Source organism: Frigoribacterium sp. CFBP 13707 (assembly GCF_014842245.1).
GTDB lineage: Bacteria > Actinomycetota > Actinomycetes > Actinomycetales > Microbacteriaceae > Frigoribacterium > Frigoribacterium endophyticum.
This window is the reverse complement of the sequence record NZ_JACYVL010000001.1, coordinates 14,048-41,008: the sequence shown is the minus strand read 5'-3', so window position 1 is coordinate 41,008 and position 26,961 is coordinate 14,048. Positions and strand designations below refer to the sequence as shown.

At 73.6% G+C, this 26,961-nt stretch carries 23 protein-coding genes and 1 tRNA gene; 19 read left to right on the top strand and 5 right to left on the bottom strand.

Going from position 1 to position 26,961, the window contains the following annotated elements; genetic code table 11:
* Window positions 1-74: 74 nt before the first annotated feature.
* Window positions 75-722, top strand: a complete 648-nt coding sequence (locus IFT45_RS00180) for a TetR/AcrR family transcriptional regulator (RefSeq protein WP_185233130.1) — start codon at window positions 75-77, stop codon at window positions 720-722.
* A gap of 20 nt (window positions 723-742) precedes the next feature.
* On the opposite strand, the gene IFT45_RS00175 is transcribed toward IFT45_RS00180, so the two are convergent.
* Entirely contained in the window at window positions 743-1,258 is a 516-nt protein-coding gene (locus IFT45_RS00175; protein ID WP_197981312.1) for a GtrA family protein, read from the bottom strand.
* Window positions 1,259-1,558: 300 nt separating this feature from the next.
* Here IFT45_RS00175 and IFT45_RS00170 point away from each other — a divergent pair, with 300 nt between their 5' ends.
* Window positions 1,559-2,827 (top strand): LPXTG cell wall anchor domain-containing protein, encoded by a 1,269-nt coding sequence (locus tag IFT45_RS00170; RefSeq protein WP_192126103.1) that lies wholly within the window; start codon window positions 1,559-1,561, stop codon window positions 2,825-2,827.
* On the opposite strand, the gene IFT45_RS00165 is transcribed toward IFT45_RS00170, so the two are convergent.
* On the bottom strand, window positions 2,790-3,773 hold the full coding sequence (locus IFT45_RS00165; protein WP_192126101.1) for a cation diffusion facilitator family transporter: 984 nt from the start codon (window positions 3,771-3,773) through the stop codon (window positions 2,790-2,792). The two genes, IFT45_RS00170 and IFT45_RS00165, sit on opposite strands and share 38 nt — an antisense overlap.
* A gap of 280 nt (window positions 3,774-4,053) precedes the next feature.
* Here IFT45_RS00165 and ileS point away from each other — a divergent pair, with 280 nt between their 5' ends.
* From ileS to ndk, 4 genes are all read left to right on the top strand, one after another.
* On the top strand, window positions 4,054-7,335 hold the full coding sequence (ileS, locus tag IFT45_RS00160) for an isoleucine--tRNA ligase (RefSeq protein WP_192126099.1): 3,282 nt from the start codon (window positions 4,054-4,056) through the stop codon (window positions 7,333-7,335).
* On the top strand, window positions 7,332-8,747 hold the full coding sequence (locus IFT45_RS00155; protein WP_192126097.1) for a folylpolyglutamate synthase/dihydrofolate synthase family protein: 1,416 nt from the start codon (window positions 7,332-7,334) through the stop codon (window positions 8,745-8,747). The genes ileS and IFT45_RS00155 overlap by 4 nt, the downstream gene beginning before the upstream one ends.
* Window positions 8,744-9,169 (top strand): DUF4233 domain-containing protein, encoded by a 426-nt coding sequence (locus IFT45_RS00150; protein ID WP_192126095.1) that lies wholly within the window; start codon window positions 8,744-8,746, stop codon window positions 9,167-9,169. The genes IFT45_RS00155 and IFT45_RS00150 overlap by 4 nt, the downstream gene beginning before the upstream one ends.
* A gap of 61 nt (window positions 9,170-9,230) precedes the next feature.
* The gene (gene ndk, locus IFT45_RS00145; RefSeq protein ID WP_185233120.1) at window positions 9,231-9,647 is read left to right on the top strand and encodes a nucleoside-diphosphate kinase; all 417 of its coding nucleotides are present in this window, start codon (window positions 9,231-9,233) and stop codon (window positions 9,645-9,647) included.
* A 317-nt stretch (window positions 9,648-9,964) separates the two neighbouring features.
* On the opposite strand, the gene IFT45_RS00140 is transcribed toward ndk, so the two are convergent.
* A complete protein-coding gene (locus IFT45_RS00140; RefSeq protein ID WP_192126093.1) occupies window positions 9,965-10,888 on the bottom strand; it encodes a thioredoxin domain-containing protein in 924 nt (307 codons plus the stop codon).
* A 125-nt stretch (window positions 10,889-11,013) separates the two neighbouring features.
* Window positions 11,014-11,667 carry a vitamin K epoxide reductase family protein gene (locus IFT45_RS00135; RefSeq protein ID WP_235491242.1) on the bottom strand — a complete coding sequence of 218 codons (654 nt, stop codon included), beginning with the start codon at window positions 11,665-11,667 and terminating at the stop codon, window positions 11,014-11,016.
* Between the two features lie 411 nt (window positions 11,668-12,078).
* On the opposite strand from IFT45_RS00135, the gene IFT45_RS00130 reads away from it, so the two are divergent.
* Genes IFT45_RS00130 through IFT45_RS00110 form a run of 5 tightly spaced genes read left to right on the top strand, consistent with a single transcriptional unit; the run spans window position 12,079 to window position 19,285 of the window.
* Complete coding sequence (locus IFT45_RS00130) at window positions 12,079-15,081, top strand: Rne/Rng family ribonuclease (RefSeq protein WP_371810804.1); 3,003 nt, start codon at window positions 12,079-12,081, stop codon at window positions 15,079-15,081.
* Between the two features lie 18 nt (window positions 15,082-15,099).
* Window positions 15,100-16,005, top strand: a complete 906-nt coding sequence (locus IFT45_RS00125; RefSeq protein WP_192126090.1) for a hypothetical protein — start codon at window positions 15,100-15,102, stop codon at window positions 16,003-16,005.
* A complete protein-coding gene (locus IFT45_RS00120; RefSeq protein ID WP_371810803.1) occupies window positions 16,002-17,081 on the top strand; it encodes a permease in 1,080 nt (359 codons plus the stop codon). Before IFT45_RS00125 ends, IFT45_RS00120 begins: the two co-directional genes overlap by 4 nt.
* A gap of 25 nt (window positions 17,082-17,106) precedes the next feature.
* A complete protein-coding gene (locus IFT45_RS00115) occupies window positions 17,107-17,883 on the top strand; it encodes a TIGR03943 family protein (RefSeq protein WP_056056432.1) in 777 nt (258 codons plus the stop codon).
* Window positions 17,864-19,285, top strand: a complete 1,422-nt coding sequence (locus IFT45_RS00110; RefSeq protein WP_056056431.1) for a hypothetical protein — start codon at window positions 17,864-17,866, stop codon at window positions 19,283-19,285. Before IFT45_RS00115 ends, IFT45_RS00110 begins: the two co-directional genes overlap by 20 nt.
* 71 nt (window positions 19,286-19,356) lie before the next feature.
* Here the strand turns inward: IFT45_RS00110 and IFT45_RS00105 are convergent, their stop codons facing one another.
* Window positions 19,357-19,647: a DUF4031 domain-containing protein gene (locus IFT45_RS00105; RefSeq protein ID WP_056056430.1), complete on the bottom strand. Its 291-nt coding sequence runs from the start codon at window positions 19,645-19,647 to the stop codon at window positions 19,357-19,359.
* Window positions 19,648-19,903: 256 nt separating this feature from the next.
* Here IFT45_RS00105 and obgE point away from each other — a divergent pair, with 256 nt between their 5' ends.
* The 8 genes from obgE to IFT45_RS00065 all read left to right on the top strand — a co-directional run bounded on the left by obgE (window position 19,904) and on the right by IFT45_RS00065 (window position 26,635).
* Window positions 19,904-21,439 (top strand): GTPase ObgE, encoded by a 1,536-nt coding sequence (obgE, locus tag IFT45_RS00100; protein ID WP_056056429.1) that lies wholly within the window; start codon window positions 19,904-19,906, stop codon window positions 21,437-21,439.
* Window positions 21,436-22,272 carry a glutamate 5-kinase gene (gene proB / locus IFT45_RS00095; RefSeq protein WP_185233116.1) on the top strand — a complete coding sequence of 279 codons (837 nt, stop codon included), beginning with the start codon at window positions 21,436-21,438 and terminating at the stop codon, window positions 22,270-22,272. Before obgE ends, proB begins: the two co-directional genes overlap by 4 nt.
* Before the next feature lie 28 nt (window positions 22,273-22,300).
* Complete coding sequence (locus IFT45_RS00090; protein WP_192126088.1) at window positions 22,301-23,620, top strand: glutamate-5-semialdehyde dehydrogenase; 1,320 nt, start codon at window positions 22,301-22,303, stop codon at window positions 23,618-23,620.
* 34 nt (window positions 23,621-23,654) lie between these two features.
* The gene (locus tag IFT45_RS00085) at window positions 23,655-23,873 is read left to right on the top strand and encodes a hypothetical protein (protein WP_056056426.1); all 219 of its coding nucleotides are present in this window, start codon (window positions 23,655-23,657) and stop codon (window positions 23,871-23,873) included.
* Between the two features lie 20 nt (window positions 23,874-23,893).
* Window positions 23,894-24,526, top strand: a complete 633-nt coding sequence (nadD, locus tag IFT45_RS00080) for a nicotinate-nucleotide adenylyltransferase (protein WP_255354173.1) — start codon at window positions 23,894-23,896, stop codon at window positions 24,524-24,526.
* A complete protein-coding gene (locus tag IFT45_RS17595) occupies window positions 24,523-25,878 on the top strand; it encodes a hypothetical protein (RefSeq protein WP_192126086.1) in 1,356 nt (451 codons plus the stop codon). Before nadD ends, IFT45_RS17595 begins: the two co-directional genes overlap by 4 nt.
* A 117-nt stretch (window positions 25,879-25,995) precedes the next feature.
* Window positions 25,996-26,400 (top strand): ribosome silencing factor, encoded by a 405-nt coding sequence (gene rsfS, locus IFT45_RS00070; RefSeq protein WP_056056424.1) that lies wholly within the window; start codon window positions 25,996-25,998, stop codon window positions 26,398-26,400.
* A 162-nt stretch (window positions 26,401-26,562) separates the two neighbouring features.
* A tRNA-Ala gene (locus IFT45_RS00065) sits at window positions 26,563-26,635 on the top strand.
* The last annotated feature ends 326 nt before the right edge of the window (window positions 26,636-26,961 follow it).

The following is a 26,961-nucleotide window of genomic DNA, read 5'->3' as shown; positions in this document are numbered from 1 at the left end:
TGGCCGGGGGAGGGGCGGCATTGTTGTACTCAGTACAAACGGGCCGCCACCGAGTGTACCGGCATGATGGGGCCATGTCCGACGACGCCCTCCGCCGCCCCGACGACGCCCCGGCACGGCCCCTCGGGCGCCCGCGTCGGTCGTCGGCCGAGATGCTCGCCGACGCCGCGGCGGAGCTCTTCCTCGAGGCCGGGTGGTCGGGCACGACCGTCGACCACGTCGCCCGACGGGCCGGGGTCAGCCGGGGCACCTTCTTCAACTGGTTCGACGCGAAGTCCGACCTCTTCTGGGTCGACCTCGACGCGAGCACGGCCGGTCTCGGCGACCTGCTCCGCGCCTCCTCGGGGCTCTCTCCCGTCCGGGCCGTGGCGGCGGCGCTGGTGGCCGTCGCCCGGCAGCACCCGGCCGACCGGGTGCCCTGGGCGCTGACCCAGGCCGACGCGATGGGCCTCGGCGACGAGGTGGTGGCGTCGGCGGCGGTGAGGGGCGTGCGGCTGAGGGCGGTCGTCGCGGCGTACCTGGCGGAGGCGGCCGGGCGCCCCCGGGACGACCTCGACGTCGAGGTGGCCGCGTCGGTGCTGCTCGCGGCGGCGGCCACCTCGGTCGTGACGTGGGCGGGCTCCGGCGTCGGCAGGCCGGCCCTCGGCGACGTCGTGGAGCGGGCGCTCGGCCCCGTCGCGGACGGCCTGGACGACCGTCTGCCGCCGACCGGCGGGGCCTGACCGGGTGCCGGTCGCGCGGGCTAGCGGGCGGGGGTCGGGGTGGACGCCGTGGAGGGCGACGTCGGCGACAGGACATCGTCGAGCTCGGCGCGCTTCGGGAAGACGAACTTGTTCATGGCCCAGTAGCGGAAGACCATCGCGATCATGGTGCCGATCACGGGGCCGCTGACGAAGTCGGCGATCTCCTGGTGGGTCCGCGTGACGTTCGGCACCTCCAGGTCGAGCCCGTAGCGGGAGAGGTAGAGGGGCGCCGAGTTGAGGCCGATGCCGATGACGCTGACGATGACGAACAAGAGCATCTCGTAGGCGGTGTGGCGGTCGCCGCGGTCGTCGAACGACCACTTCTTGTTCAGCACGTACGAGACGACGGTCGCGACGATCGTCCCCACCGCGAGCGCGGTGACCGGGTGCTGGGGGATCACGAAGAGCTTGAGGCCGTAGTTGATGACCATCGTGATGACGAAGCCGATGCCCCCGACCACCAGGAAGCGGAGGACGGAGGGGTTGGCCTTCACGAGCCGGATCAACGAGTGCACGAGGGGCACGGTACCCGCTCGGGCTAAGAGCGAGCCGGGACTGTCCCCCTGGCGCGGGGGTCGCGACCGGAGGCGCAGGGACGTCCTCCCGACGGCGCCCCGGGCAGGCACGAGCTCGCCCGGCGTGATGACCCCCGTCCGCCGAGCGGATGACATCCGGCCACGGAACGGTCACGGGGTGAGGTCGGCTCGTCTCTGATGGGTACGGTCGTGTCGAGCGGCCCGTGCGGGGCCGGAGCGCGCTGCCCGGGGTGGGTCGGGGGTGCCGCGTCGAGCTCGGCCCACACGAGAGAGAAGACCATGAAGAAGAACGTGTCGGCCGCCGTGGCGCTGCCGACTCTCGTCGCCATCGCCCTGGGGGGGCTCCTGACGGCAGCACCGGCGGCGTCCGCCGCACCGGCTGCGGTCGAGCAGATCGAGCAGGTCGAGCAGGTCGAGCAGGTCGAGCAGATCGAGCAGGTCGAGCAGGTCGAGCAGGTCGAGCAGGTCGAGCAGATCGTGGGAGGCGCGGTGCCGGTCGACGAGACCGCCGCGCCCCCGGCACCGGACGCCGAGGCGGAGGCGAGCACGACCGCGCCTGTCGCCCCGGCGCCGATCGTCGCCCCGGCACCCTCCGTCGCGGCGGCGCCGACGACCACCTTCCGCCTCGTCAGCCCCGTGTCGGGGAGCACGACGACCTCCCTCGGGTACGAGGTCGTGGTGGAGACCGACGTCGTCGGCGGGTCGCTCGCGGTCCTCGACCGGGACGGCGTCGAGGTCCACGGCGTGTCCGGGGTCTCGGGGCCCGTGGTCAGCCTCCGCGTGACCCTGGCCGACGACGCCGTCGCCGAGCAGTCGGCGACCGTCGTGCTGAGCGACGCCGGTGGCGCCGAGGTCGGGCGCCGGACCGTCGACTTCACGGTCGACGTGCCGGTCTCTCCTGCGCCCTCCGTCGTCGCGCCGGCGGAGGGGGAGGTCGTCGTGGGCGCGGCCTCGCCCTACCTCGGTGGTGCCGTCGAGTTCGTGATGACGGGCCGAGGCGTCGTCGGCTCGCAGCCCGCGGTGCGGTTCGAGGCGCTCGACGACCAGCAGGGATGGGGCTCGGACGACCAGCCCGGCCGGGTCGGGGCCGACGGCACCTGGACCTGGCGGACCGTGCTCCCCTCCGGGAGATGGAGCGCGAGCGTCGCCCAGTACGTCCCCGGCGACCCCACGCCCGTCGCCCCGGGCGACGGAGCCCCTCCGCTGTCCAGGCTGTCTCCCGCCGTCGCGCGGTCCTTCACCCTGGTGGCACCGGCAGCCCCGGCGCCGCCGGCCGTGCCGACCGCCGTCGTGCCCGCCGTGTCGGTGGCGCCGACCCTGAGCGCCCCGACGGGGCGTGGCTCCGCGCCCTCGGCGGCCGGTCGTGACCGCCGCCTCGCGCACACGGGCGACGACTCCGCCCGTGCCCTCGTCGCCGCGGGCCTGCTGCTCTCCGCGGCGGGAGCCGCTGTGGTGGTGCTGACCCGGCGCCGTCGCGGGTCCGCCGGAGCACCGGCCTCGACCGCTCCGGTCAGCGACGCGGCTGCAGGCTCGGCTCGTCGGGCGTAGCCAGCGTCAGCACCGCCTCCTCCACCGCGTCGTGCTGCTCGAGCTCGCGCTCGACGCGGCGGAGGGCGACGGCGACGTGCTCCTCGGTGTCGTCGCCGCGCATGTCGACGGCGGCGACGAGGTAGAGCCGGCCCGGCCCGACGAACTCCGTGTGCAGGTAGGTCACGCGGTCGATCTCGGGCCGGGCCAGCAGCCGGGCGAGCACCGTCGACTCCAGCTCGTCGCTCGGGCTCTCGCCGACCAGGAAGCGCCGGTTGCGGTCGACGAGCACGAGGGCCACGACGCCGAGCAGCACGCCGACGAGGATGGACCCGACGGCGTCGTAGACGGCCGAGCCGGTCAGCTGGTGCAGCAGGATGCCGAGGAAGGCGATGACGAGGCCGACCAGGGCCGCGGCGTCCTCCGCGAAGACCGCACGCAGGGTCGAGTTCGAGCTGCGCAGCACGAAGCGCAGGGTCGGCAGCTGCCGCTCGCGGGCGCTGCCCCGGGCCTGGCGGAGGGCCTGGGTGAACGAGATGCCCTCGAGCACGAACGCGACCGCCAGCACGACGTAGTTGACGAGGTAGTCCTCGGCCTCCTCCGCGGCGCCGAGCTGCGAGATGCCGTGCTGGATCGAGACCACCGCGCCGACGGTGAAGAGGCCGAACGCGGCGAACATCGACCAGACGTAGGTCTCCTTGCCGTAGCCGAGGGGGTGGTCGGCGTCCCTCTGCTTCACGCCGCGCTTGTCGGCGACGAAGAGGAAGACCTCGTTGCCCGTGTCGGCCCAGGAGTGCGCCGACTCCGCCACCATCGAGGCCGACCCGGTCAGGAACGCCGCGACCGTCTTCGCGACCGCCACGAGCAGGTTCGCGAGGAACGCGACGACCACCGTGAGCGAGCTCTCCGGCTTCGGGGCGGAGCCGGGGCCCGGCGACGGGTCGGTGGTCGGGGGTGCTGTCGTCATGGACTCGATGATGCACGCCCTGCACCGATCGCGCCGCGCCTCCTCGACGCGTACGATGTGACGTGCATCGATCCGGCCATCACCGGGGAGCACTCGGAAGAACGCGGAGACCTGCCCCTCGGGGCCGGCAGCCGCCGGTAGAACCGAGCGGGGCAGGCCCGTCACAGCCGCAGAGCGAGTGGTCGGCCCGTGAGGGCCGGCAAGCGGGGTGGTACCGCGACCTCCGAGGCCCCTCGGCGGTCGTCCCCGTGGACGGACATCCGCACCACCTGGAGTTCCCATGGCCTACCAGCCGGTACCCGCGTCACCCCGGTTCCCCGACGTCGAGCAGGGCGTCCTCGCCTTCTGGAAGGGCGACGACACCTTCCGCGAGTCGATCCGTGCCCGGGAGGGCCGCGACGAGTGGGTCTTCTACGACGGCCCGCCGTTCGCCAACGGCCTGCCGCACTACGGCCACCTGCTGACGGGCTACGCGAAGGACGTCTTCCCGCGGTACCAGACGATGCGCGGCAAGCAGGTGCACCGCCGCTTCGGCTGGGACACCCACGGGCTGCCCGCCGAGCTCGAGGCGATGCGCCAGCTCGGCATCACCGAGAAGCACCAGATCGACGAGATGGGCATCGGCGAGTTCAACGCCGCGGCCCGTGGCTCGGTCCTGCGCTACACCGACGAGTGGCAGCAGTACGTCACGCGCCAGGCGCGCTGGGTCGACTTCGAGGACGACTACAAGACCCTCGACGTCAGCTACATGGAGAGCGTGCTCTGGGCGTTCAAGCAGCTGCACGACAAGTCGCTCGCCTACGAGGGCTTCCGCGTGCTGCCCTACTGCTGGCACGACCAGACCCCCCTGTCGAACCACGAGCTGCGCATGGACGACGACGTCTACAAGATGCGCCAGGACCAGACCGTCACGGTCGCCTTCCCGCTCGTCGGCGCCAAGGCCGAGTCGCTCGGCCTCACCGGCGTCGAGGCCCTCGCCTGGACGACCACGCCCTGGACCCTGCCCACGAACATGGCGCTCGCCGTGGGGCCGGCCATCGACTACGTGACCGTGCCCCACGCCCTGCTGCCGGGCGAGCGCACCGGCGACCAGGAGCTGCTGACCGGCAGCGTCTTCCTGCTCGCCGCCGACACCCTCGCCGCCTACGCCCGCGACCTCGGCTACGAGTCCGCCGAGGCGGCGGAGGCCGCCGTCACGGCGCACTTCGCCGGCGCCGAGCTCGCGGACGTCGAGTACGACCGCATCTGGGACGTCTACGCCGACACCGAGACCTGGGGCACCGAGAACGCCTGGCGCCTCCTCGTCGCCGACTACGTCGCCACCGGCGAGGGCACCGGCATCGTGCACCAGGCCCCCGCCTACGGCGAGGACGACCAGCTGGTCTGCGCCGCCGCGGGCATCCCCGTGATCGTGTCCGTCGACGAGGCCGGGCGTTTCCTGCCGATGTTCGACGAGCTGGGCGTCGCCGGCCTCCAGGTGTTCGAGGCCAACAAGGCGCTGGTGCAGCGCCTGCGCGCCGACGGGCGCCTGGTGCGCCTGGCGAGCTACGAGCACAGCTACCCGCACTGCTGGCGCTGCCGCAACCCGCTCATCTACAAGGCCGTCTCCAGCTGGTTCGTCCGCGTCACGGAGTTCCGCGACCGCATGGGCGAGCTCAACCAGGAGATCACCTGGGTGCCCGAGAACGTCAAGGAGGGGCAGTTCGGCAAGTGGGTCGCCGGCGCCCGCGACTGGTCGATCTCGCGCAACCGCTACTGGGGCTCGCCCATCCCCGTGTGGCGCAGCGACGACCCCGCCTACCCGCGGACGGACGTCTACGGCTCGCTCGCCGAGCTCGAGGCCGACTTCGGGCGCCTGCCGCTCAACGAGCAGGGCGAGCCCGACCTGCACCGCCCGTACATCGACGACCTCACGCGGCCGAACCCCGACGACCCGACCGGGCAGAGCACGATGCGCCGCATCGAGGACGTCTTCGACGTCTGGTTCGACTCGGGCTCGATGCCCTTCGCGCAGGTGCACTTCCCGTTCGAGAACCGCGACTGGTTCGAGACGCACGCGCCCGCCGACTTCATCGTCGAGTACATCGGGCAGACGCGCGGCTGGTTCTACGTCATGCACGCGCTCTCGACCGCGCTGTTCGACCGCCCGGCGTTCTCGAACGTCATCAGCCACGGCATCGTGCTCGGCTCCGACGGGCAGAAGATGTCGAAGAGCCTCCGCAACTACCCCGACGTGAGCGAGGTCTTCGACCGTGACGGGGCCGACGCGATGCGCTGGTTCCTGATGTCGAGCTCGGTGATCCGCGGCGGCAACCTCGTCGTCACCGAGGAGGGCATCCGCGAGGGCGTCCGGCAGTTCCTGCTGCCGCTCTGGAGCACGTACTACTTCTTCACCCTCTACGCGAACGCGGCCGAGGCCGACGGGTCGGGAGGCGCGGGTCGGCACGTCGCGGACGGCTACGTCGCGCAGTGGCGCACCGACTCGACCGACGTGCTCGACCGCTACCTGCTCGCGAAGACCCGCCGCCTCGTCACCGAGGTCGAGGGCCACCTCGACGCGCTCGACTCGCCCCTGGCGGCCGCGGCCCTCCGCGACTTCGCCGACGTGCTGACGAACTGGTACGTCCGCCGGTCGCGCGACCGCTTCTGGGCCGGCACCGACCACGACGCCTTCGACACCCTGTACACGGTGCTCGAGACGCTGACCCGCGTCGCGGCGCCCCTCGCCCCGCTCGTCACGGAGGAGATCTGGAAGGGCCTCACCGGCGGCCGCAGCGTGCACCTCGCCGACTGGCCCGACGCCTCCGCCTTCCCGGCCGACGACGCGCTCGTCGACGCGATGGACGCCGTGCGCGCCATCGCGTCGTCCGGTCTCGCGCTGCGCAAGGCGACCGGCCTGCGGGTCCGCCTGCCGCTCGCGCGCCTCACGGTGGTCGCGCCCGACACCGCGGGCCTCGAGCCGTTCCGCGCCATCCTCCGCGACGAGCTCAACGTCAAGGACGTCGTCCTCACCGCGCTGACGGAGGAGAGCCTCGGCGAGTGGGGCGTCACCCGCAAGCTGACGGTCAACGCCCGCGCGGCCGGCCCCCGCATCGGCAAGCAGGTGCAGCAGGTCATCCCCGCCGCGAAGAAGGGCGACTGGGAGGCGCGGGGCGAGACGGTCGTGGTGGGCGGCGTCGAGCTGCTGCCCGGCGAGTTCACGCTCGAGCTGGCCGTCGCCGACCCGTCGGCGGCGATCGCGTTCGTCGGCGACGGCGGCTTCGTGCTGCTCGACACCGCGACCACGCCCGAGCTCGAGGCCGAGGGCCTCGCGCGCGACGTCGTCCGGGCCGTGCAGCAGGCCCGCAAGGCGGCCGGCCTCGACGTCGGCGACCGGGTCGTCACGACCCTCGTCGTCGAGCCCGGCTCGGCCGCCGCGATCGAGGCGCACCGCGCGCTCATCGCGGGCGAGACCCTGACGACCGAGCTGGTCGTCGACGTGCAGGACGACGTCGCGACGCGCGACGAGAGGGTCGCCGTCGGTTCCGGCGCGGCCGTGACGGTGGAGGTCCGACGAGCATGAGCCCGAAGAAGAAGAAGAGCGGCGCCGAGGGCACGGGCGGGGGCGCGGCCGACGGCGGAGAGTTCGCCGAGGGCGCCCGCCGCGTCTACGACGAGCTGCTCGCGCGCGTCGGCGAGCAGGCCCCGCAGCCGCGGCTCGGGGCGACGCGTCGAGCCGCCGAGCTGCTGGGCGACCCGCAGCGCGCGTACCCGGTGATCCACGTGACGGGCACGAACGGCAAGACCTCGACGAGCCGGATGATCGAGAGCGTGCTGCGGTCGTACGGCCTGCGCACCGGCCTCATGACGAGCCCGCACCTCACCCGCGTCAACGAGCGCATCGTCGTCGACGGCGAGCCGATCAGCGACGAGCTGCTCGTGGCGAACTGGGACGACATCCAGCCCTACCTCCAGATGACCGACGGCGAGCTCACGGCGGCGGGGGAGCAGCCCCTGACCTTCTTCGAGGCGCTCACCGTGCTGGCCTTCGCCTGCTTCGCCGACGCCCCCGCCGACGTCGTCGTGCTCGAGGTCGGCATGGGCGGCGAGTGGGACAGCACGAACGTCGCCGACGGCCAGGTCGCCGTCTTCACGCCGATCGCCCTCGACCACACCCAGCGGCTCGGCTCGACGGTCGACGCGATCGCCCGCACGAAGGCCGGCATCGTCAAGCCGTCGGCCTCGGTCGTCAGCGCCTCCCAGCAGCCGGAGGCGCTGGCCGAGCTGCAGAGGGCGGCCGACCTCACCGAGTCCACGCTCGCGGTCGAGGGCACCGCGTTCGGCGTCGAGTCGACCACGGTCGCGGTCGGCGGGCAGCTGATCACCGTCCGCGGCCTCGCCGGCCGCTACGACGACCTCCTGCTGCCCCTGTTCGGCGACCACCAGGCGCAGAACGCGGCGGTCGCGATCGCCGCCGTCGAGTCGTTCCTCGGCAGCGGCTCGCAGGCGCTCGACCACGACGTGCTGGCCGAGGGGCTGGCCGCGGTGACGTCGCCCGGACGCCTCCAGATCGTGGCGAACGAGCCGACCATCCTCGTCGACGCGGCCCACAACCCCCACGGGGCACGGGCGCTCGCGAAGGCGCTCGACGACTACTTCCAGTTCGGTCGCGTCGTGGCCGTGCTCGGGGTGCTCGCCGACAAGGACGCCGCGGGCATCGTCCGGGCGCTCTCCGGCACGGTGCAGCAGTTCGTCGTGACGAGCAGCGACTCCGAGCGGGCCGTCGACGCCGACGACCTCGCCGCGATCGCGGTGGGCGTCGTCGGCGCCGACCGGGTCGTGGTCGAGACCGACCTCGTCGCCGCGCTCCGCACCGCCCGCGACCTCGCGGAGGAGACCGAGGGCGACGAGCCCGGCGGCGTCGTCGTCACCGGGTCGATCACGCTGGTCGGCGACGTGCTCGCGCTGGCGCAGGCCCCGGGCGGTCTCTCGTGACCGCGGCGCCGCCTCCCGAGGGCCCCCCGGCGGGCACCCGCCCGGGCGGTCGACGCCCCGGGCGCCGACGCGGCGCGGCCGAGAGCCTGCTCTCGATCGTGCTCGTGCTCGAGGCGCTGTCGCTGTTCTTCGTGATGCTCGTCGTCAACGGCCGCGACCTGCTGCCGACGGCCGTGGCCTTCGGCGGCGGGTTCGCCGCCATCGTCGTCGTCATGCTCGTCTCGCGCACGACGCGCTGGCCCTGGGGCATCGCGCTCGGCTGGGTCGTGCAGGCGGGCCTCGTGGCCTGCGGGCTGCTCGACCCCGTCATGTACGTCGTCGCGGCTCTCTTCGTCGCCATCTGGACCTACTGCCTGATCAAGGGCACCCAGCTCGACCGCCTCAACGCCGCCCGCTACGGTGGGCCCGGCGACGCGGCGTGAGCCGGCCCGGCCGACCCGACCACACCGACCCTCCCGCCACCACACCAGAAGGAGCACCACAGTGACCGACCTCCAAGAGACCCTCGTCCTCGTCAAGCCCGACGGCGTCGCCCGCGGCCTCACCGGCGAGATCCTGCGCCGCATCGAGGCCAAGGGCTACGAGCTCGTCGACCTGCGCATGCTGCAGGCCGACCGCGACCTCCTGTCGAAGCACTACGAGGAGCACGTGGGCAAGCCGTTCTACGAGCCGCTCGTCGAGTTCATGGAGAGCGGCCCCACCGTCGCCCTCCGCATCGCCGGCAACGGCGTCGTCGCGGGCTTCCGCTCGCTGGCCGGCACCACCGACCCGACCACCGCCGCCCCCGGCACCATCCGCGGCGACCTCGGCCGCGACTGGGGCCTCAAGGTGCAGCAGAACCTCGTCCACGGCAGCGACAGCCCCGAGTCCGCCGCGCGCGAGCTCTCGCTCTGGTTCTGAGTCTTCTGGCCAGCCGCCGCCCCTGCGGCTGACTGGCTGGGGCTTGTCGCTCGGGGTCGAGTTCTGGCCCCGGGGGACGCTCCAGGCGCCGGCTTCGCAGCCGCCTTCGCCGACATCGGGGGGCCAGCCGCCGCCCCTGCGGCTGACTGGCTGGGGTTTGTCGCTCGGGGTCGAGTTCTGGCCCCGGGGGGCGCTCCAGGCGCCGGCTTCGCAGCCGCCTTCGCCGACATCGGGGGGCCAGCCGCCGCCCCTGCGGCTGACGGCCGAGGGGCGCCCCGGGGTCGCGACATGACCCCGGGGTGCGTTCTGCGCCGGCCCTAGGGGGCGGGGGTGGCGGACGACTCGGGGGCGGTGCCGGTGCTCGTGTCGGAGGTGGGGGCTCCGCCCGCGACCTCCGCGACGAACTGGGCGAAGACCGTCGGGTCGGTGAGCGAGCCCTGGTACTGCTGGCCGTTGACCAGCACCGTCGGGGTGCCCGTGACCTTCTCGAGGTCGCTGTTCGGCAGCGGGTCGTTCAGCGCCCGCTCGGTGGCCGAGGCCACCCAGTCGTCGAACTCGCCCCCCGTGACGCACCCGGGGATCTGTTCGTCGTCGGCGCCCGCTCCCTGGACCAGGCTGACCAGCTCGTCGTTCGTCAGCCCGCTGGTGTTCTCCTCCGGCTGCTGCGCGAAGAGGGCCGTGTTGACGTCGAGAGCCGCGTCGGGCTGGTAGTTCGCGACGCAGGCCAGGGCGTTCGCCGAGCGGGTCGAGTACTTGGTGCCGAGCGAGGCGTTGTCGAGGAACCCCAGGGGGTGGATCTCGAGGTCGACCGCCCCCTGGCTCACCCACGTCTGCAGCTGCTCCGCGTTGGTCGTGTCGAACTGGCCGCAGTACGGGCACATGTAGTCGAGGTAGACGACGATGCTCGGCTTCTCGGCCGTGCCGGCCGCCGAGGCCGTCGGCTCGCCGTCGGCCGGCACCGCGTCGGTCGTCGTCGCCGAGACCGTGGTGCCGTCGCCCGAGAGCACGATGCCGTCGCTCGCCATGTTCAGCGGCCCGGGGCCGCCCGGGGCCATCGACCGCGTCACGACGAGCACGACGACGGCGGCGACGGCCAGCACGCCGAGCACGAGGCCGCCCTGCAGCGCCCACTTCTTGCGACGACGGCGCTTCGCGGCGGCCTCGCGGGCGACGCGGGCCTTCTCGCGGGCGGCCTCGCGGCGCTCACGCTTGGTGTCTCCGGGCACGGCTGGTGGGGTCATCGGTCCTCGCTGGGTCGGGGGCGCCGACGGGCGCTCCCGGCCAGCGTCGCGCCGCCGGCCAAGAAGAACCTGGGACCGGGACGCCGCGGGGGAGGCGCGGTGCAGGTGGCGGAGGCGCGGTGCGGTCAGCCCAGGAGCGTCGGCAGCAGCAGCGGGAACTGCACGACGATGACCGTCGCGACGACGATGTAGTTGAGCACGGGCAGCACCCACGAGTACGGCAGGAAGGCCGCCGCGGCCCGCTGCAGCCGGCCGGGCCGCACGAGGACCCCGCGCGCCGTGCCCCAGGTCAGGAAGACCCAGAAGAGCGGGATGGTGACCGACCACACGAGCATGCACCAGGGGCAGAGGGCGCCGATGACGAAGACCGTCTGGGTGAAGAGCCACGTGATGAAGACCCAGGCCAGCGACACGCCCGAGGCGAACGCGACCCAGAACCACCGGGCGAAGCGGGCGCCGGCGAGCAGGCCGAGCCCCACGGCGACCGGCGCCGCGAAGCCGACCAGGCCGATGATCGGGTTCGGGAACCCGAAGAGCGACGCCTGCCAGCTGTTGATGACGGGCGAGCAGCCGACGAACGGGTTCACGTCGCAGCCGAGCGACTCGGTCGGGTTCTCGAGCAGGCGGAACTTGTCGACGGTGAGGGCGAACGACCCCAGCAGCCCCACGAGCCCGACCACGATCAGCAGCACGGCGGCGACCACCGGGGTGCGGCCCCGGGGCAGGCCCGCGGAGGGGCCGACGGGCGTCGTGCTCGGGGCGGTGTCGGTGAGCGTCACCCCCCGATCATCGCACCCGTCGGATCGTGGTCGGCTGCGATGCGTGCGATAATCGACCCAGTCGAGGGGTGAGAGCCCCGAGATCATGACTTTCCGGGCCGTGCTGGCCCGCGTGGCACCGGCCCCGAGGGGCGTCGCGCGGGTGCAGGTGAAGCCGGGCACGGGGCGCAGGCGCTCCAGGTCGGATGGCCAGTTCCGACAGCAACGAAGAACCGCACGTCGACGAACGACACGGGGTGGCGACGACCGCAGAGACGGTCCGGCTCACCTCGTGACCGAACGCCGCGTGACCGACATGGCGTGCCGTGAGAGGGCACGGTGGTCCGGGGGCAGGTGCACGGCACCGCTCGGCCACGACACGAGACCACCTGCCGACGGCACGTCCTCGGCAGGGCGAGGAGCACACCAGCAGTGCTGGACAACAACGACGACACGACCGACGGTCGACCGAAGAGGAAGCGGGGCCTGTTCGGGGCCCTGCTCGCCCGCCAGGCGGCACCGCCCGCGGCGCGCACCACCGGCGCACAGCGCCCCTCTTCTCCGACCGATCCCATCGACGACGCCCAGGAGGCACAGACCGTGACCCACGACACCGACTCCGCGGGCCAGGCCCCGAGCACCCCCGCCGACGACAGCGCCGCCCCGGCCCAGGCCACGCCCGACGCTGGTCGGGTCGTCGCGTCCGACGTCGCCCCCGCGGTCGACGTCGAGGCCGTCGAGGCCGACATCGCCGACGGCGAGCCCGCCGCCGAGGCGCCCGCGACCGGCTCGGAGCCGGCCGCCGACCCGTCCGCGTCGCCCATCCCGGCGCACCTGACGACGACGAGCCTGATCTTCCACGCCCCGGTCATCACGCCCCTCCCGGCCCGCCCCGGCCGTCGCCGTGACGACCGCGACGACCACCGCGACCAGCGCGACGACCTCGACGAGCGCGACGACGAGGGCTACGACGACGGCGGCTGGGACGACGAGCCCCAGCGCCCCGCCTCGCGCCGCCGCTCGCGCGGCCGCTCGCAGGACCGCGAGGAGCGCGACTCCGAGGCCCGCCAGGGCGACCGCGGCCCGCGCGAGCGCCCGCAGCGCCAGGTCGAGCTGATCACCGAGCCGCAGCGCATCAAGGGCTCGACCCGCCTCGAGGCGAAGAAGCAGCGCCGCCGCGACGGCCGTGACGCCGGCCGCCGCCGCACCGTCATCACCGAGGCCGAGTTCCTCGCGCGCCGCGAGAGCGTCGACCGCAAGATGGTCGTCCGCTCGTCGGGCGACCGCATCGAGATCGGCGTCATGGAGGACGGCACGCTCGCCGAGCACTACGTCGCCAAGGCGCAGAACGTCTCGCTGATCGGCAACGTCTACCTCGGCCGCGTGCAGAACGTGCTGCCGAGCATGGAGGCCGCCTTCGTCGACATCGGGCGCGGCCGCAACGCCGTGCTCTACTCCGGCGAGGTCGACTGGGACAGCCTGTCGAACGGCAACCAGCCCCGTCGCATCGAGCTGGCCCTCAAGCCCGGCGACCGCGTCCTCGTACAGGTCACGAAAGACCCGGTCGGCCACAAGGGCGCCCGCCTGACGAGCCAGATCTCGCTGCCCGGCCGCTACCTGGTCTACGTGCCCAACGGCTCGATGAACGGCATCAGCCGCAAGCTGCCCGACACCGAGCGCGCGCGCCTGAAGAAGATCCTGAAGGAGGCGCTGCCCGAGAACGCCGGGGTCATCGTCCGCACCGCGGCCGAGGGCGCGACGGAGGAGCAGCTGACCCTCGACATCAAGCGCCTGACGAACCAGTGGGCCGACATCAGCGCCAAGGTCGAGACGGGTGCTGCCCCGGCCCAGCTGCACTCCGAGCCCGACCTGCTGATCAAGATCGTGCGCGACGTCTTCAACGAGGACTTCCACGAGATGGTCGTCGACGGCGAGGACGCCTACGAGACGCTTCAGTCGTACCTCTCGGCCGTCGCTCCCGACCTCATCGACCGCATCGTGCGCTACGAGGGCGAGCGCGACGCGTTCGACGAGTACCGCCTCAACGAGCAGATCGAGAAGGCCCTCGACCGCAAGGTCTGGCTGCCCTCGGGCGGCTCGCTCGTCATCGACCGCACCGAGGCCATGACGGTCGTCGACGTCAACACGGGCAAGTTCGTCGGCTCCGGCGGCAACCTCGAGGAGACCGTCACGAAGAACAACCTCGAGGCCGCGGAGGAGATCGTCCGCCAGCTGCGCCTCCGTGACATCGGCGGCATCATTGTCGTCGACTTCATCGACATGGTGCTCGAGTCGAACCGCGACCTCGTGCTGCGCCGTCTCGTCGAGTGCCTCAGCCGCGACCGCACCAAGCACCAGGTCGCCGAGGTCACCTCGCTCGGCCTCGTGCAGATGACCCGCAAGAAGCTGGGCCTGGGGCTCGCCGAGTCGTTCGCCGAGGCCGGCAGCGCCGCCCGTGTGCAGGAGCAGCAGCCGCGTCGCGGCCAGAACGGCCAGAACGGCCAGGGCGGCCAGAACGGCCAGGGCCAGGAGCAGCGTCGCCGCGGCGGCGCGGCCGCCAAGTCCGGAGGCGCGGGCCAGTCCGGTGCCGCGGGCGCCGGTCGCGGGGGCCAGCAGCCCGCCTCGGCCGCGCACCCCACCACGGGCACCCACGCGATCACCGAGGACGTCAAGAACGCCCTGTCGCGGATCGCAGCGTCGACGATCGCGCACGCCGAGGACGGCGACCGGAGCACCGACTCCGCCGTCGAGGCCGCCGCCGCCGTCGAGGCGGCCATCGACGCCGCCGCGGCGTCGGTCGGCGGCTCGGCCGAGGCGCCGACCGAGCAGCAGGGCGACGAGCCCCGCCGGGGCCGTGGCGCCCGCAAGAGCCGTCGCTCGCGCGGCGGCCGTGACGCCGACTCGGCCGAGGGCTCGTCGACCGACGACAGCTCGATCGAGACGGGCCAGGGCCGCGCCGAGGCCGACCAGGCCGACGCGCCGGCGGCCGAGGCCGCCGTCGTGACGGTGCCGACGACCGCCCCCGCGGAGCAGGCCGTGGCCGAGCCCGTCCAGGCCCCGACGGCTCCCGCCGCCGCGGCCGAGGCGGTGCCCGCCCGCGCGGAGCGCAGCACGGAGTCCCGCCGGTCGCGCGTCACCGTGACGACCCCCGAGGCCAGCGTGGCGATCCTCGACATCCCGGTCACCACGACCCGTCGCGAGCCCCGCAAGATCAGCCGGGACGACGCCGAGCAGCTGCTCGACTCCGTCCTCGGGGCACTGCCCGAGCCCAAGCAGCCCGGCCAGGGCCGCAGCCGCTCGCGCCGTGCCTCGAGCTCGGGCACGACCTCCGCACCGGTCGCCCCCGCGGCCGCGGAGTCGACCGAGGGCCGCTCGACCGAGGGCGACGCGGGTCCGTTCATCCTGGGCGTGGGCGTCAGCTCCGACGAACTCTGACTCGTCTAGGGTGACTGCGTGACCTCGACGCAGCCCGGACAGCCGACCCCAGGGTCGACCGTCCGGGCTGCCGTCGTCTCGCTGCGCGGCACCTCGGGGCGCGACCGTCTGGTCGCCGCCGCCACGGCCGTCGGCGTCGTGCTCCTGGCCCGCTTCGCGCTGGGCCTGCTCGCCATGGTCGGGGCCGCCGTCGGGTTCAGCGTCACCGCCTTCCCGAGCGGGTTCGCGGCGACGCCGGTCGGCCAGTTCCTCGGCAGCTTCGTCTTCTACCCGTTCCCGTTCTACGTCGTGGCCTTCGTCGTGCTGCTGGTGGTGCGGCCGCTCGAGACGGCCGCCCCCCTCGCCACCGTGCTGCGCCGGGCCCTCGTGGCCGGCGCCGCGGGCACCCTGGCCCTCGCCGTCGTCGGCGTCGTGCCGGGCGTGCTGCTCTCGCAGAGCGGCGGCACCTGGGCCAACCTCGTCCTCTACGTCACGACCATCCCGCTGGCGGCGGGAGTCGTCGACACGGCCCTGCTCGTGGTGGGCGCCGTCCTGGCCTGGCTCTGGGCGCGTCGCGAGGGCGACGACCCGGCAGGGGCCGACCCCGAGGCCGACGCCCGGCCCGAGGCCGTCGTCGTGCCCCCCACACCGACGTCGTCGGACGCCGAGGCCGAGGCGGACGCCGACGCCGACGCGACCGGTGCACCGGCCCGGGTGTCCGGACCGTCGCGCGCGCCCCGCTCCGGCCCCGCCGACCACGCGTCCTTCCGGCCGGCCGCCGTCGCGCCCGTCGACGCCGACGACGCCCCCGCACGGCCCGCCGTCGAGCCCGAGGCGACGCCCGCACCCGACGCCCCCCGACGCTCCCGTCGCGCCGCCGACCCCGCGCGCGACGACTGGTCGCGCTTCGCGCCGCCCGCCGACCGCGGCGAGGGCGAGCGGTGAGCGCGCCCCTGCTGCACCGCGACCCGTCGCACGACCACCACGACCACGGCGTCGTCGCGCCCGGTCGGGGCTCCGGGCGAGGCCCGCGCCGCGCCTCCCGCACGCCCCTGCTCGTCGTCGGCGGCGCGGTGGCGCTCCTGCTGCTCGTGGTGCGCCTGGCGTCGCCCGCCCTCGGCCCCGGCCTGCTGCCCGACGTGGCCCAGGACTTCGTCACCCTGACGATCAGCGTCATCGTCGAGTCGATGCCCTTCGTGCTCCTCGGCATCGTGCTGTCGATCATCGTGCAGGTGTGGCTGCCGCAGGCCTTCTTCACGTCGTGGCTGCCGCGCCAGCCGCTGCTGCGCCGCGCGGTCATCTCCTTCCTCGGCATGTTCCTGCCGGTCTGCGAGTGCGGCAACGTGCCGCTGGCCCGCGGCCTGGTGCTCAAGGGCTTCACGGTCTCCGAGTCGATGACGTTCCTCCTCGCCGCGCCGATCCTCAACCCGATCACGATCATCACGACGCACCAGGCGTTCGGCTGGAGCGACGGGATCCTGGTCGCGCGCCTCCTCGGCGGGTTCCTGATCGCGAACCTGATCGGCTGGCTCTACAGCCGCCACCCCGACCCCGAGAGCCTGCTGACGAAGTCGTTCGCCGCGGAGTGCGCGCTGCCGACCGACCACGCCCACGGCGGCGGGCGCGTCCGCGAGAGCGTCGAGCTGTTCCGCCGCGAGATGTCGACCATGATGCCCGCGCTGTTCATCGGCGCCGCGATCGCCGGCGGCATCCAGACGGCCGTGCCGCGCTCGGTGCTCGTGACGCTCGGCAGCAACCCGGTCTGGTCGGTGCTCGCGATGATGGTGCTCGCGTTCGTCATCTCGCTCTGCTCGAACGTCGACGCGTTCTTCGTGCTGCCGTTCGCGACGACCTTCATGCCCGGCGGCATCGCCGCCTTCCTCGTCTTCGGGCCGATCATCGACGTCAAGATGCTCGCCCTGCTGCGCACGACGTACCGGCCGAAGGTGCTCGCGCAGCTGACCCTCGTGGTGGCGCTGACCAGCGCCGCGATCGGACTGGTGGTGAACTTCTTTGCTTAGCACGCTCGCAGATCGGTGGCAGGGGGTGCTGCTCACGCTCGTCGTGGGTGTCTCGACCCTCTGGCTCGCCGCGACCGGTCAGCTCATCCTCTACATCCACCCGCGCTACGTCGTGTTCACGGTGATCATGATCGCGATCGGCATGGTGCTCTCGCTCGGCGTGCTCGCCCTCGTGCCGGCCCGCGACGACCACGACCACGAGCACGAGGCCGCCGGGGAGGCGCCCGCCGGCTCCCGCAGGCCGCGTCGTCGCCGACGGGGCCGGGCCGGCCTCCGCGGGGCCGCCGTCTCGGTCGGCGCCCTCGTCACGGTCGGCATCGCCGTCGCCCTCGTCGTCCTCCCGCCCGCCACGTTGACCAGCGCGACGGCCGGGCAGCGCGACGTCAACTCGTCCACGGCCTCCCTCAACGGCACCACGGTGGCCGACGCCGAGGCGGGCGACGCCGACGCGTACAAGTCGTTCAGCGTGCTCGACTGGGCCGGGCTGCTGCGCCAGACCAGCGACCTCGCGTTCTTCGAGGGCAAGACCGCCGACGTCGTCGGCTTCGTGGTGCCGGCCGGCGATGACCCCGACACCTTCTACGTCTCGCGCTTCGTCGTGACCTGCTGCGCCGTCGACGCCCAGCCCGTCGGCGTGCCCGTGCAGCTCGACGACTGGCAGAGCCAGCTCCAGCCCGACGAGTGGGTCGACGTCTCCGGCGGCTTCCGGGCCAACCAGAGCAGCGCGTCGACCGATCCGGTCGCGCTCGTCCCCGACAGCCTCGAGAAGGTCGGCCAGCCGAGTGACCCGTACCTCTACTGACCGGTGGTCGGCGGAGGGCGGGCGCGACGGCGACCCGCTCGACGAGGCCGACCTGCGCCTCCGTCAGCGTCGCCGCTTCGTCGCGGTCGTGGCCGTGCTCGCCGTCGTCTGCGGGCTCTTCGGCGTGCTCACCCACCTGCAGGGGCCGAAGCTCACCGACGTGCAGGTCGACGCGAGCGCCGTCGTCGAGCGGTCGGGCCAGCAGCTGCGGCTGTTCTCGAACCAGGCCCTGGCGCACGTCGACCCTGACCAGGTCGTGGTCAGCCCGGCGGCGCCCTTCACCGTGCAGACCTCGGGCGACGTGGTCTCGGTGCAGTTCACCGACCGGCTGCGCTACGACACCGACTACCGGGTGAGCGTGTCGGGGGTGTCGAGCATCTACCAGCGGCAGACCTCCGACCTGGAGGCGCGGTTCAGCACCGAGCAGGCCGTCACCTGGCGCATCGTGCACGGTCGTGACGGTGCGGAGGACTCCCTTGAGCAGGCCGACCTGAAGGGCGGGGCCGAGCGGCGCACGGTCTGGAGCGCGCCGCGGATCCAGGCGTACGAGGTCTTCGACAGCGCGGTCGCCGTGCTCACCGACGACGGCGAGCAGTCGACCCTCAGCCTCGTCTCGCTCGACGGGGTCGCCGCCGAGACCCTGCCCCTGCCCGACGGGCCCGGTCTCGTCACGCAGCTCGGCGCCGACCGGGCGACCACCACGCTGGCGTTCTCGTGGCAGCCCGAGGGCTCCGAGCAGGAGACCCTCTACACGCTGCCGCTCCAGGGCCAGCGGGCCGTCGCCCCCGTGACGTCGATCGCGGGGGAGCCCCTCACGGTGCTCGACTGGCAGTTCGTCCCCGGGCTCGACAGCGTGGTGGCCCAGGCGACCGACGAGCAGGTGACCCTCTTCGACCTCAGCGGCGCCGCGCCTCCCCGGCCCCTCGGCACCTTCGTCGCGCTGCAGGGGGTCTCGCTCGACGGGCGGGGCATCGTCGCGGCGACGGCGCTGCAGGCCTTCCGGGTCGACCTGTCGACGGGGGAGCAGACCCCCATCCCGTTCTCGGCGGTGGAGGGGCAGACGCCGTTCCGTGGCGAGCTCGTCGCCGTCGGCGCGACGGAGTACGTGCAGCAGGTGGCGCTGCCGACCGACGGCGGCACGAGCTTCAGCAGCCTCATCGTGCTGGACGACGAGCAGGAGGCGCGGGTCGTCTTCCGCCCGCCGAGCGGCTCCAGCGAGATCGAGGGCTTCTCCGTGTCGCCGAACGGGCAGTTCCTCGCGGTCGAGACCGCCACGGCCACGAGCCCGACCGATTACACCTACACGATCGACCCGACGCCGGCCGAGGTGACGACCACCGTCGTCGACCTCGCCTCGGGCGCCGTCGTGGCGAGCTTCCTCGGCCACGCCGCCTCCTGGTGAGGGGCCGGCGGACGCCCGGGCGGCGGTCGACCCGGGCGGCGGTCGACCCGGCACCGCCGTGCCCCGCGGCGCTAAGGGCGCGGGCGGGCCGGCAGCCCGCGCTTGACCCGCTGCGAGACGCGCAGGCCGCTGCGCTCGAGGCGGCGGGCGAGCTCGAGGCCCGAGACGGGCACGGCGCCGGCCGCGACGAGGTCGGCGAGGCGTGACTCGGGCACGTCGTAGTGGTCGTGGTCGAAGCCCCGGCGGGGCACGTCGTGGGCCGCCGCGAAGGCGTGCAGCTCGGCGTACGACTCGTCGCTGACCAGGTGCGCCCAGAGGGTGTCGTGGGCGGGCCAGATGGCCTCGTCGATCAGGATGGTCACGCCGCCGATGCTACCCGCGCGTTGACGCCCGCCGAGGGCCACCTGTATCGTGGAGGGCCGGTGCGCGCAGGCCCACGGTCGTGTCGGCATCCCCGGGCGTGATCTCGTCCGCCCCACGACGTCCTCTCGCACCGCACCAGCGTCGCCCGTCCAGACGGTCCGGCGACGCGACCGAGCGGCGGGCACAGCCCGCTCCCTCGTGCTCGACCCGGGGCACCTTTCCCCGGCACACAGATCCAGAAGAGACTGAACACCCATGGCCACCTTCGTCGACCACGTGACCCTCCACCTCCGAGCAGGCAACGGGGGCAACGGCTGCGTCTCCGTCAAGCGCGAGAAGTTCAAGCCCCTCGCCGGCCCCGACGGCGGCAACGGCGGCAACGGCGGCGACATCGTGCTCGTCGCCGACGCCGGCGTCACCACGCTGCTCGGGTTCCACCGCGCCCCCCACCGCTCCAGCGAGAACGGCGGCCCGGGCATGGGCGACCACCGCAGCGGCACCCAGGGCACCGAGCTCGAGCTCGCCGTGCCGCTCGGCACCGTCGTGAAGTCGACCGACGGCACCGAGCTGATCGACATGACCGAGCACGGCACGCGCTACGTCGTGGCCGAGGCCGGCATCGGCGGCCTGGGCAACGCGGCCCTGTCGTCGACGAAGCGCAAGGCCCCCGGCTTCGCGCTGCTCGGCACCCCGGGCTGGCAGGGCGACGTCCTGCTCGAGCTGAAGGTCGTCGCCGACGTCGCGCTCGTCGGCTACCCGTCGGCCGGCAAGTCGAGCCTCGTCGCCGCGCTCTCCGCGGCCAAGCCGAAGATCGCCGACTACCCCTTCACCACCCTCCACCCGAACCTCGGCGTCGTCGAGTCGGGCGACACCCGCTACACGGTCGCCGACGTGCCCGGCCTGATCGAGGGCGCCAGCGAGGGCAAGGGCCTCGGGCTCGAGTTCCTCCGCCACGTCGAGCGCTGCTCGGCCCTGCTGCACGTGCTCGACTGCGCCACGCTCGAGCCCGGCCGCGACCCGCTGACCGACCTCGACGTCATCCTCCGCGAGCTCGAGGCCTACCCGGTGCCCGAGGGGCAGCTGCCGCTGCTCGAGCGCCCGCAGATGATCGCCCTCAACAAGGTCGACGTGCCCGACGGCCGCGAGCTCGCCGACTTCGTCACGCCCGAGCTCGAGGCCCGCGGCTACCGCGTCTTCGAGATCTCGGCCGTCAGCCACGAGGGCCTCCGCAACCTCTCGTTCGCCCTGGCCGAGGTCGTCGAGGCCAGCCGCGCCGAGATCGCCAGCCGACCCGCGCCTCCCCGCCTCGTCATGCGCCCCCGCGCCGTCAACGAGAAGCCGTTCGTCATCAGGGTCGAGGGCGGCACGTACGGCAACGTGTACCGCATCCTCGGCCAGAAGCCCGAGCGCTGGGTGGTGCAGACCGACTTCAACAACGAGGAGGCCGTGGGCTACCTCGCCGACCGCCTCAACGCGATCGGCATCGAGGACGCCCTGTTCAAGGCGGGCGCGCAGGCCGGCTCGACCGTCCTGATCGGCCCCGAGGGCGGCATCGTCTTCGACTGGGAGCCCACGCTCACCTCGACCGCCGAGCTGATGACCTCGGCCCGCGGCACCGACCCGCGCCTGATCAAGAACGACCGCCCCACCCGCAACCAACGCCGCGAGGACTACTTCGAGCGCATGGACGCGAAGGCGGAGGCGCGGGCCGAGCTCCAGCGCGAGCGCGCGGCCGGCCTCTGGACCGACGACGAGGGCTTCCTCGTCACGGAGGGCGACGAGCGGGAATGAGCACCGAGGGCCCCCTCGTGACCCCGGCGCGCCCCGACGGCGCCCCCGTGGTCGACCGTGCCGGCATCGCCCGGGCCCGCCGCATCGTGGTCAAGGTCGGCTCGTCGTCGATCAGCGGCGAGAACGTCGGCCAGATCGAGCCCCTGGTCGACGCGCTCGCCGACGCCTACGCGCGCGGCGCCGAGGTCGTGCTCGTCTCCTCGGGCGCCATCGCGACCGGGCTGCCGCACCTGCGGCTCGACTCCCGCCCGACCGACCTCGCGACCCAGCAGGCGGCGGCGGCGGTCGGCCAGAACGTCCTGATCTACCGCTACCAGCAGAGCCTCCGCCGGCACGGCATCGTCGCCGGGCAGGTGCTGCTCACGGCGGGCGACATGCGCGACCCGACGCCGCGCAGCAACGCCCAGCGCGCGATGGACCGCCTGCTCGAGCTGCGGATCCTGCCGATCGTCAACGAGAACGACACCGTCGCGACCCACGAGATCCGCTTCGGCGACAACGACAGGCTCGCCGCCCTGGTCGCCGAGCTGATCGGCGCCGACGCCCTCGTGCTGCTCAGCGACGTGGACGCTCTCTACACCCGGCCGCCGCACGAGCCCGGCGCGGTCGCGCTCGTCGACGTCCCGGTCGGCGACGACCTCGCCGGCGTCACGTTCGGCGACGCGGGCGCGGCCGGGGTCGGCACGGGCGGCGCCGGCACCAAGGTGGCCGCGGCCCGCCACGCCGCCGCGGCGGGCACGCCGGTGCTCGTCACGTCGACGGCGAACGTGGCGCTCGCGCTGTCGGGGGCCGCGGTCGGGACCTTCTTCGAGGCCGTGCCCCGCGCCTCCTGAGGGCTGCCCGCGGGCTTAAGATCTCGGCATGACGACCCTCGTGCCCACGCCCGTCGACCCTGCCTCCTCGTCGGCCGCCGGCCCCGCGCCCGCGGCCGGCTCGCCGTCGGTGCACGACTCGCTGGTCGCGGCGCGGGCGGCGTCGCGCGTGCTGGCGCAGCTCACCAGCGACCGCAAGGACGCCGCGCTGCACGCGATCGCCGACGCGGTCGTGGCCCAGGCCGACCGCGTGCTCGCCGCCAACGCGCTCGACCTCGAGCAGGCCGAGCGCGACGGGGTCGCCCCGGGCCTGCGCGACCGCCTGCGCCTTGACCTCGCGCGCCTCGAGGGGCTCGCGGCCGCCACCCGGCTCGTCGCCGCCCTCGTCGACCCCGTCGGCGAGAACGTGCGCGGCCGGGTGCTGCCCAACGGGCTGCGCCTCGACCAGGTGCGCGTGCCGTTCGGCGTGGTCGGCGCCATCTACGAGGCGCGGCCCAACGTCACGGTCGACATCGCCGCCCTCGCGCTCAAGAGCGGCAACGCGGCCGTGCTCCGCGGCGGCAGCGCGGCCCGTCGGTCGAACACGGCCCTGGTGGCCGTCATCAGGGAGGCGCTGATCGCCTCCGGCCTGCCCGCCGATGCCGTCGTGACCATCGACCAGCACGGCCGCGAGGGCGCCGCCGAGCTGATGCGCGCGCGCGGCCTCGTCGACGTGCTCGTGCCGCGGGGGAGCGCCGCCTTCATCGAGACCGTCGTCCGCGAGTCGACCGTGCCGGTGATCGAGACGGGCGCGGGCGTCGTCCACGTCTTCCTCGACGAGAGCGCCGACGAGGCGACCGCCGTCGACGTGGTCGTGAACAGCAAGGTGCAGCGGCCGAGCGTCTGCAACGCCCTCGAGACCCTCCTGGTGCACGAGCGGGCCGCCGACCGCCTGCTGCCGGCCGTGCTGGGTGCCCTCCGCGCCTCCGGCGTGACCGTCCACGGCGACGAGCGCGTGCGCGCCGTCGACGCCGACGTGGTGCCCGCCACCGACGACGACTGGGCGACGGAGTACATGAGCCTCGACCTCGCGGTGCGCGTCGTCGCCGACGTCGACGCGGCGATGGAGCACATCGAGCGCTGGTCGACGCGGCACACCGAGTCGATCGTCACGGCCGACCACGCGACGGCGGAGAGGTTCCTCGCCGAGGTCGACAGCGCCGTCGTCATGGTCAACGCGTCGACGCGGTTCACCGACGGGGGCGAGTTCGGCTTTGGCGCCGAGGTGGGCATCTCGACGCAGAAGCTGCACGCGAGGGGGCCGATGGGGCTGCCCGAGCTGACCAGCACGAAGTGGCTCGTGCGCGGCACTGGCCAGGTGCGCGGCTAGACTGGCCCGGATCACCCCTCGGAACGGAGAACCCATGCTCGACGTCGCCCTCCTCGCCGCTGCCCACGAAGACCTGGCGCCGCTCATCGCGCCGCCCGCTGCCATCTCCGCGGTCTTCGGCGTGTTCTTCCTGTTCCTCGGCTACGTCGTGTGGAGCTACCGCGACGTCGCCAACCGCTCGCCGCGCAAGGCGTCCACGCAGGCGCACCACGAGGCCCCCGTCGACGAGTTCGGCCACCCCGAGCAGCACTGACCGGGCGGGCTGAGAGCGTGGTGGCGGTCGCCCCGGCGGCGACCCTCGAGGGCGTCGACGAGCAGCACCGCCGACCCCGCATCGGGATCATGGGCGGCACGTTCGACCCGATCCATCACGGTCACCTGGTCGCGGCCAGCGAGGTCGCCCAGTCGTTCGCGCTCGACGAGGTCGTGTTCGTCCCGACCGGCCAGCCCTACATGAAGGCGGCGCCCAGCGACAGCGAGCACCGCTACCTCATGACGGTCATCGCGACCGCCTCCAACCCGATGTTCACGGTCAGCCGGGTCGACATCGACCGCGGCGGCCCCACCTACACGATCGACACCCTCCGCGACATCCGCTCGCAGCACCCCGACGCCGAGCTCTTCTTCATCACGGGCGCCGACGCCGTCGCCCAGATCATCGACTGGAAGGACGTCGAGGAGCTCTGGGCCCTCGCGCACTTCGTCGCCGTGACCCGGCCCGGGCACGACCTGAGCGTTGGTGGATTGCCGGAGAGCGACGTAAGCTTGCTCGAAGTCCCCGCCTTGGCGATCTCGTCGACCGATTGCCGCGCCCGGGTCGGTCGCGATCACCCGGTGTGGTACCTGGTCCCCGACGGAGTCGTCCAGTACATCTCCAAGCACCACCTGTACAGGAGCCACTCATGAGTTCGACCGACGGCCAGCCGCCGCTCACCAGGCGACAGGTCCGCGACCTCGAGCGAGCCCGACAGGGGTCCGCCGCCCTCACGGGCGAGCAGCCCGCCGCCGAGGCCCCGACCGGCTCGGCCCCCTCGCCCGTCTCGGCCGCGCCCGTGACCGAGGAGGTCGTGCGGCCCGTTCCGTCGTCGCTGGTGGCCCCGGTGTCGAGCCCGGCCGTGGCCGCCTCCGCACCGTCCCCCGCGTCCGCTCCTGCCCCCTCCTCCCTCTCGGCTCCGTCGTCGATCTCGGGCCCGCCCGCCTCCGTCGCCGAGCCGGGCCAGCTGACCCGTCGCCAGCTGCGCGCCCTCCGCGACGCGGAGGCCGCCCGTGGCCCCGTGCCGCTCCAGGCCCCCGGCCCCGAGCCGCGTCGCACGCTCTCCGAGGCTCTCGACACGGTCGACCAGATCGTCTCCCCGATCGAGGGCGGCGTGGGCTCCGCGGCGGGCACGAGCGCGGCCACGGGCTCACGTCCGGCCTCGTCCGCTCCGGCCTCTGGCGCTCCGGCCTCTGCCGCGCCCGCCTCGGCTCCGCCCGCCGGTGACGACCTCCCGGCGTCGGTGCGACCGCCGGTGTCTTCCGCGCCGTCGGTGCTGCCGACCCGCGACGACGACTCGACGGCCGACGACGGTGCGGCCCCCGGGCCGCGTCGCACGGGCGAGGTGCGCCCGGCCTCGTCGCCCGCGCCGACGTCGACCCCGACGGTCTTCCCGCTCGACCTCAGCGGCGAGCGGCCGTCGTCGGCGCCGTCCGAGCCCGTCGCGTCCCTGCGGCCGGCGGGGCTCGACCCCGTCGCCCCGACCCCGGTCGTGGAGGCCGCCCCGGCCTCGGTGCCCGAGCCGACCGGCTTCGTGCCGCCGGTGGGGCACTGGACGACGCAGGTCGACGCCCCCGACGACGAGAGCGCCCCCGGTCGCGCGCTCGGCACGCACACGGGCCAGACGAACGCGCTCATCCTCACCGACCAGCAGGTCGCCGACGTCACCGGGGCGCTGAACGCCACCGGCGAGATTATCATCACCGGCTCCATCGACCTGCCCCGCAGCCTCGGCGCCACGGGGTCGCAGGCCCGCATCGACAACTCCGAGATCGACCGCCTGATGGAGGCCGGCGACGCCGAGTCGGCCGACACCGACGCGGCGCCCGTCCGGGCCAGCAAGGCCATCAGCACGCACACCTCCACCCGCTCGGTCGTGCTCGCCGCAGCCCAGCCGGCGGCCAACCGGCTGCCGCTCGTGCTCGGGATCGTCGGGGGCGGCGTGGGCCTTGGTATCATCGGTGTCATCGTCTACGGCTTCTCGACCGGAGTCCTGGGCGGCTGACCTCCGACCCCCACCGGGTCGGCGTGGTGGCGGGCTCGACCCGACCACCGCCTCCTGAACACACTGGCCGTCCCTGACGGTCGCCTCCACCACATCCGTCCCTACCCAGAGGATCCCTTGACAGCCACCCCTCGCGCCATCGAGCTCCTGCAGATCGCCGCCCGCGCCGCAGACGACAAGCAGGCCGACGACCTCGTCGCGCTCGACGTCACCGAGCCGCTGCCCCTCACCGACGTGTTCCTCCTCGCCTCCGGGCGCAGCGAACGTAACGTCGTCGCCATCGCCGGCGAGATCGAAGACAAGCTGCTCGAGCACGGCGTCAAGACGCTGCGCCGCGAGGGCCGGGCCGAGGGCCGCTGGGTCCTCCTCGACTTCGGCGACCTCGTCGTCCACGTCTTCCACGACGAAGACCGCCAGTACTACTCGCTCGAGCGGCTGTGGAGCGACTGCCCGACCATCCCGCTCGACGTCGTGACCGAGGCTGCGGCCGCTGAGCCGGCCGAGGCTCCTGCCGAGGCCTAGCCCGGCTCGCCCTCCGGGGTGTTCGACCTGACGGAGACCCGGCTGCGGCCGGGTCTCCGTGCGTCCGGGAGGCCGTCGGGGGAGGGTGTACTCGAGGCCTCGAAATCTGTAGTAAGGTTGACGAGTTGCTTCGGAAGGGGCAACGGAACGACAACCGAACATGGGTCTGTGGCGCAGCTGGTAGCGCACCTGCATGGCATGCAGGGGGTCAGGGGTTCGAGTCCCCTCAGATCCACCCGAACGAAGAGGCTCTCCCGCTGGGAGGGCCTCTTCTCGTTTCTGGGGGTGCGTGTGCCCCGTCGCGGGGGGCCGGGCGCGCCTCCTTCGAGGTGTCGCGTCCTGGGGCCCGGGCGTCGATGAGAGCCCACGACGGGTCGCTTCGTCGTGGTGTGGCCGTCGCGGCCGGGCGCCGCGCTCATCGAGGTGTCGCGTTCTGGGGGCTGGGCGAGGGTGTGGGCCCAGGACGGGTCACCTCGTGGTGGTGTGGCCATGAGTGGCCCGGCGCTGCGCGCCGTCCTCTCTCCACCCCAGGAGCCTCACGTGACCCCGGCGCGCGACGCG

What these genes read in the sequence shown, in the direction of transcription:
- IFT45_RS00180 (WP_185233130.1), top strand. Translation starts at nt 75, where the DNA reads ATGTCCGACGACGCCCTCCGCCGCCCCGACGACGCCCCGGCACGGCCC.
- IFT45_RS00170 (WP_192126103.1), top strand. Translation starts at nt 1,559, where the DNA reads ATGAAGAAGAACGTGTCGGCCGCCGTGGCGCTGCCGACTCTCGTCGCC.
- IFT45_RS00165 (WP_192126101.1), bottom strand. Translation starts at nt 3,773, where the DNA reads ATGACGACAGCACCCCCGACCACCGACCCGTCGCCGGGCCCCGGCTCC.
- ileS (WP_192126099.1), top strand. Translation starts at nt 4,054, where the DNA reads ATGGCCTACCAGCCGGTACCCGCGTCACCCCGGTTCCCCGACGTCGAG.
- IFT45_RS00155 (WP_192126097.1), top strand. Translation starts at nt 7,332, where the DNA reads ATGAGCCCGAAGAAGAAGAAGAGCGGCGCCGAGGGCACGGGCGGGGGC.
- IFT45_RS00140 (WP_192126093.1), bottom strand. Translation starts at nt 10,888, where the DNA reads ATGACCCCACCAGCCGTGCCCGGAGACACCAAGCGTGAGCGCCGCGAG.
- obgE (WP_056056429.1), top strand. Translation starts at nt 19,904, where the DNA reads ATGGCCACCTTCGTCGACCACGTGACCCTCCACCTCCGAGCAGGCAAC.
- proB (WP_185233116.1), top strand. Translation starts at nt 21,436, where the DNA reads ATGAGCACCGAGGGCCCCCTCGTGACCCCGGCGCGCCCCGACGGCGCC.
- IFT45_RS00090 (WP_192126088.1), top strand. Translation starts at nt 22,301, where the DNA reads ATGACGACCCTCGTGCCCACGCCCGTCGACCCTGCCTCCTCGTCGGCC.
- IFT45_RS00085 (WP_056056426.1), top strand. Translation starts at nt 23,655, where the DNA reads ATGCTCGACGTCGCCCTCCTCGCCGCTGCCCACGAAGACCTGGCGCCG.
- IFT45_RS17595 (WP_192126086.1), top strand. Translation starts at nt 24,523, where the DNA reads ATGAGTTCGACCGACGGCCAGCCGCCGCTCACCAGGCGACAGGTCCGC.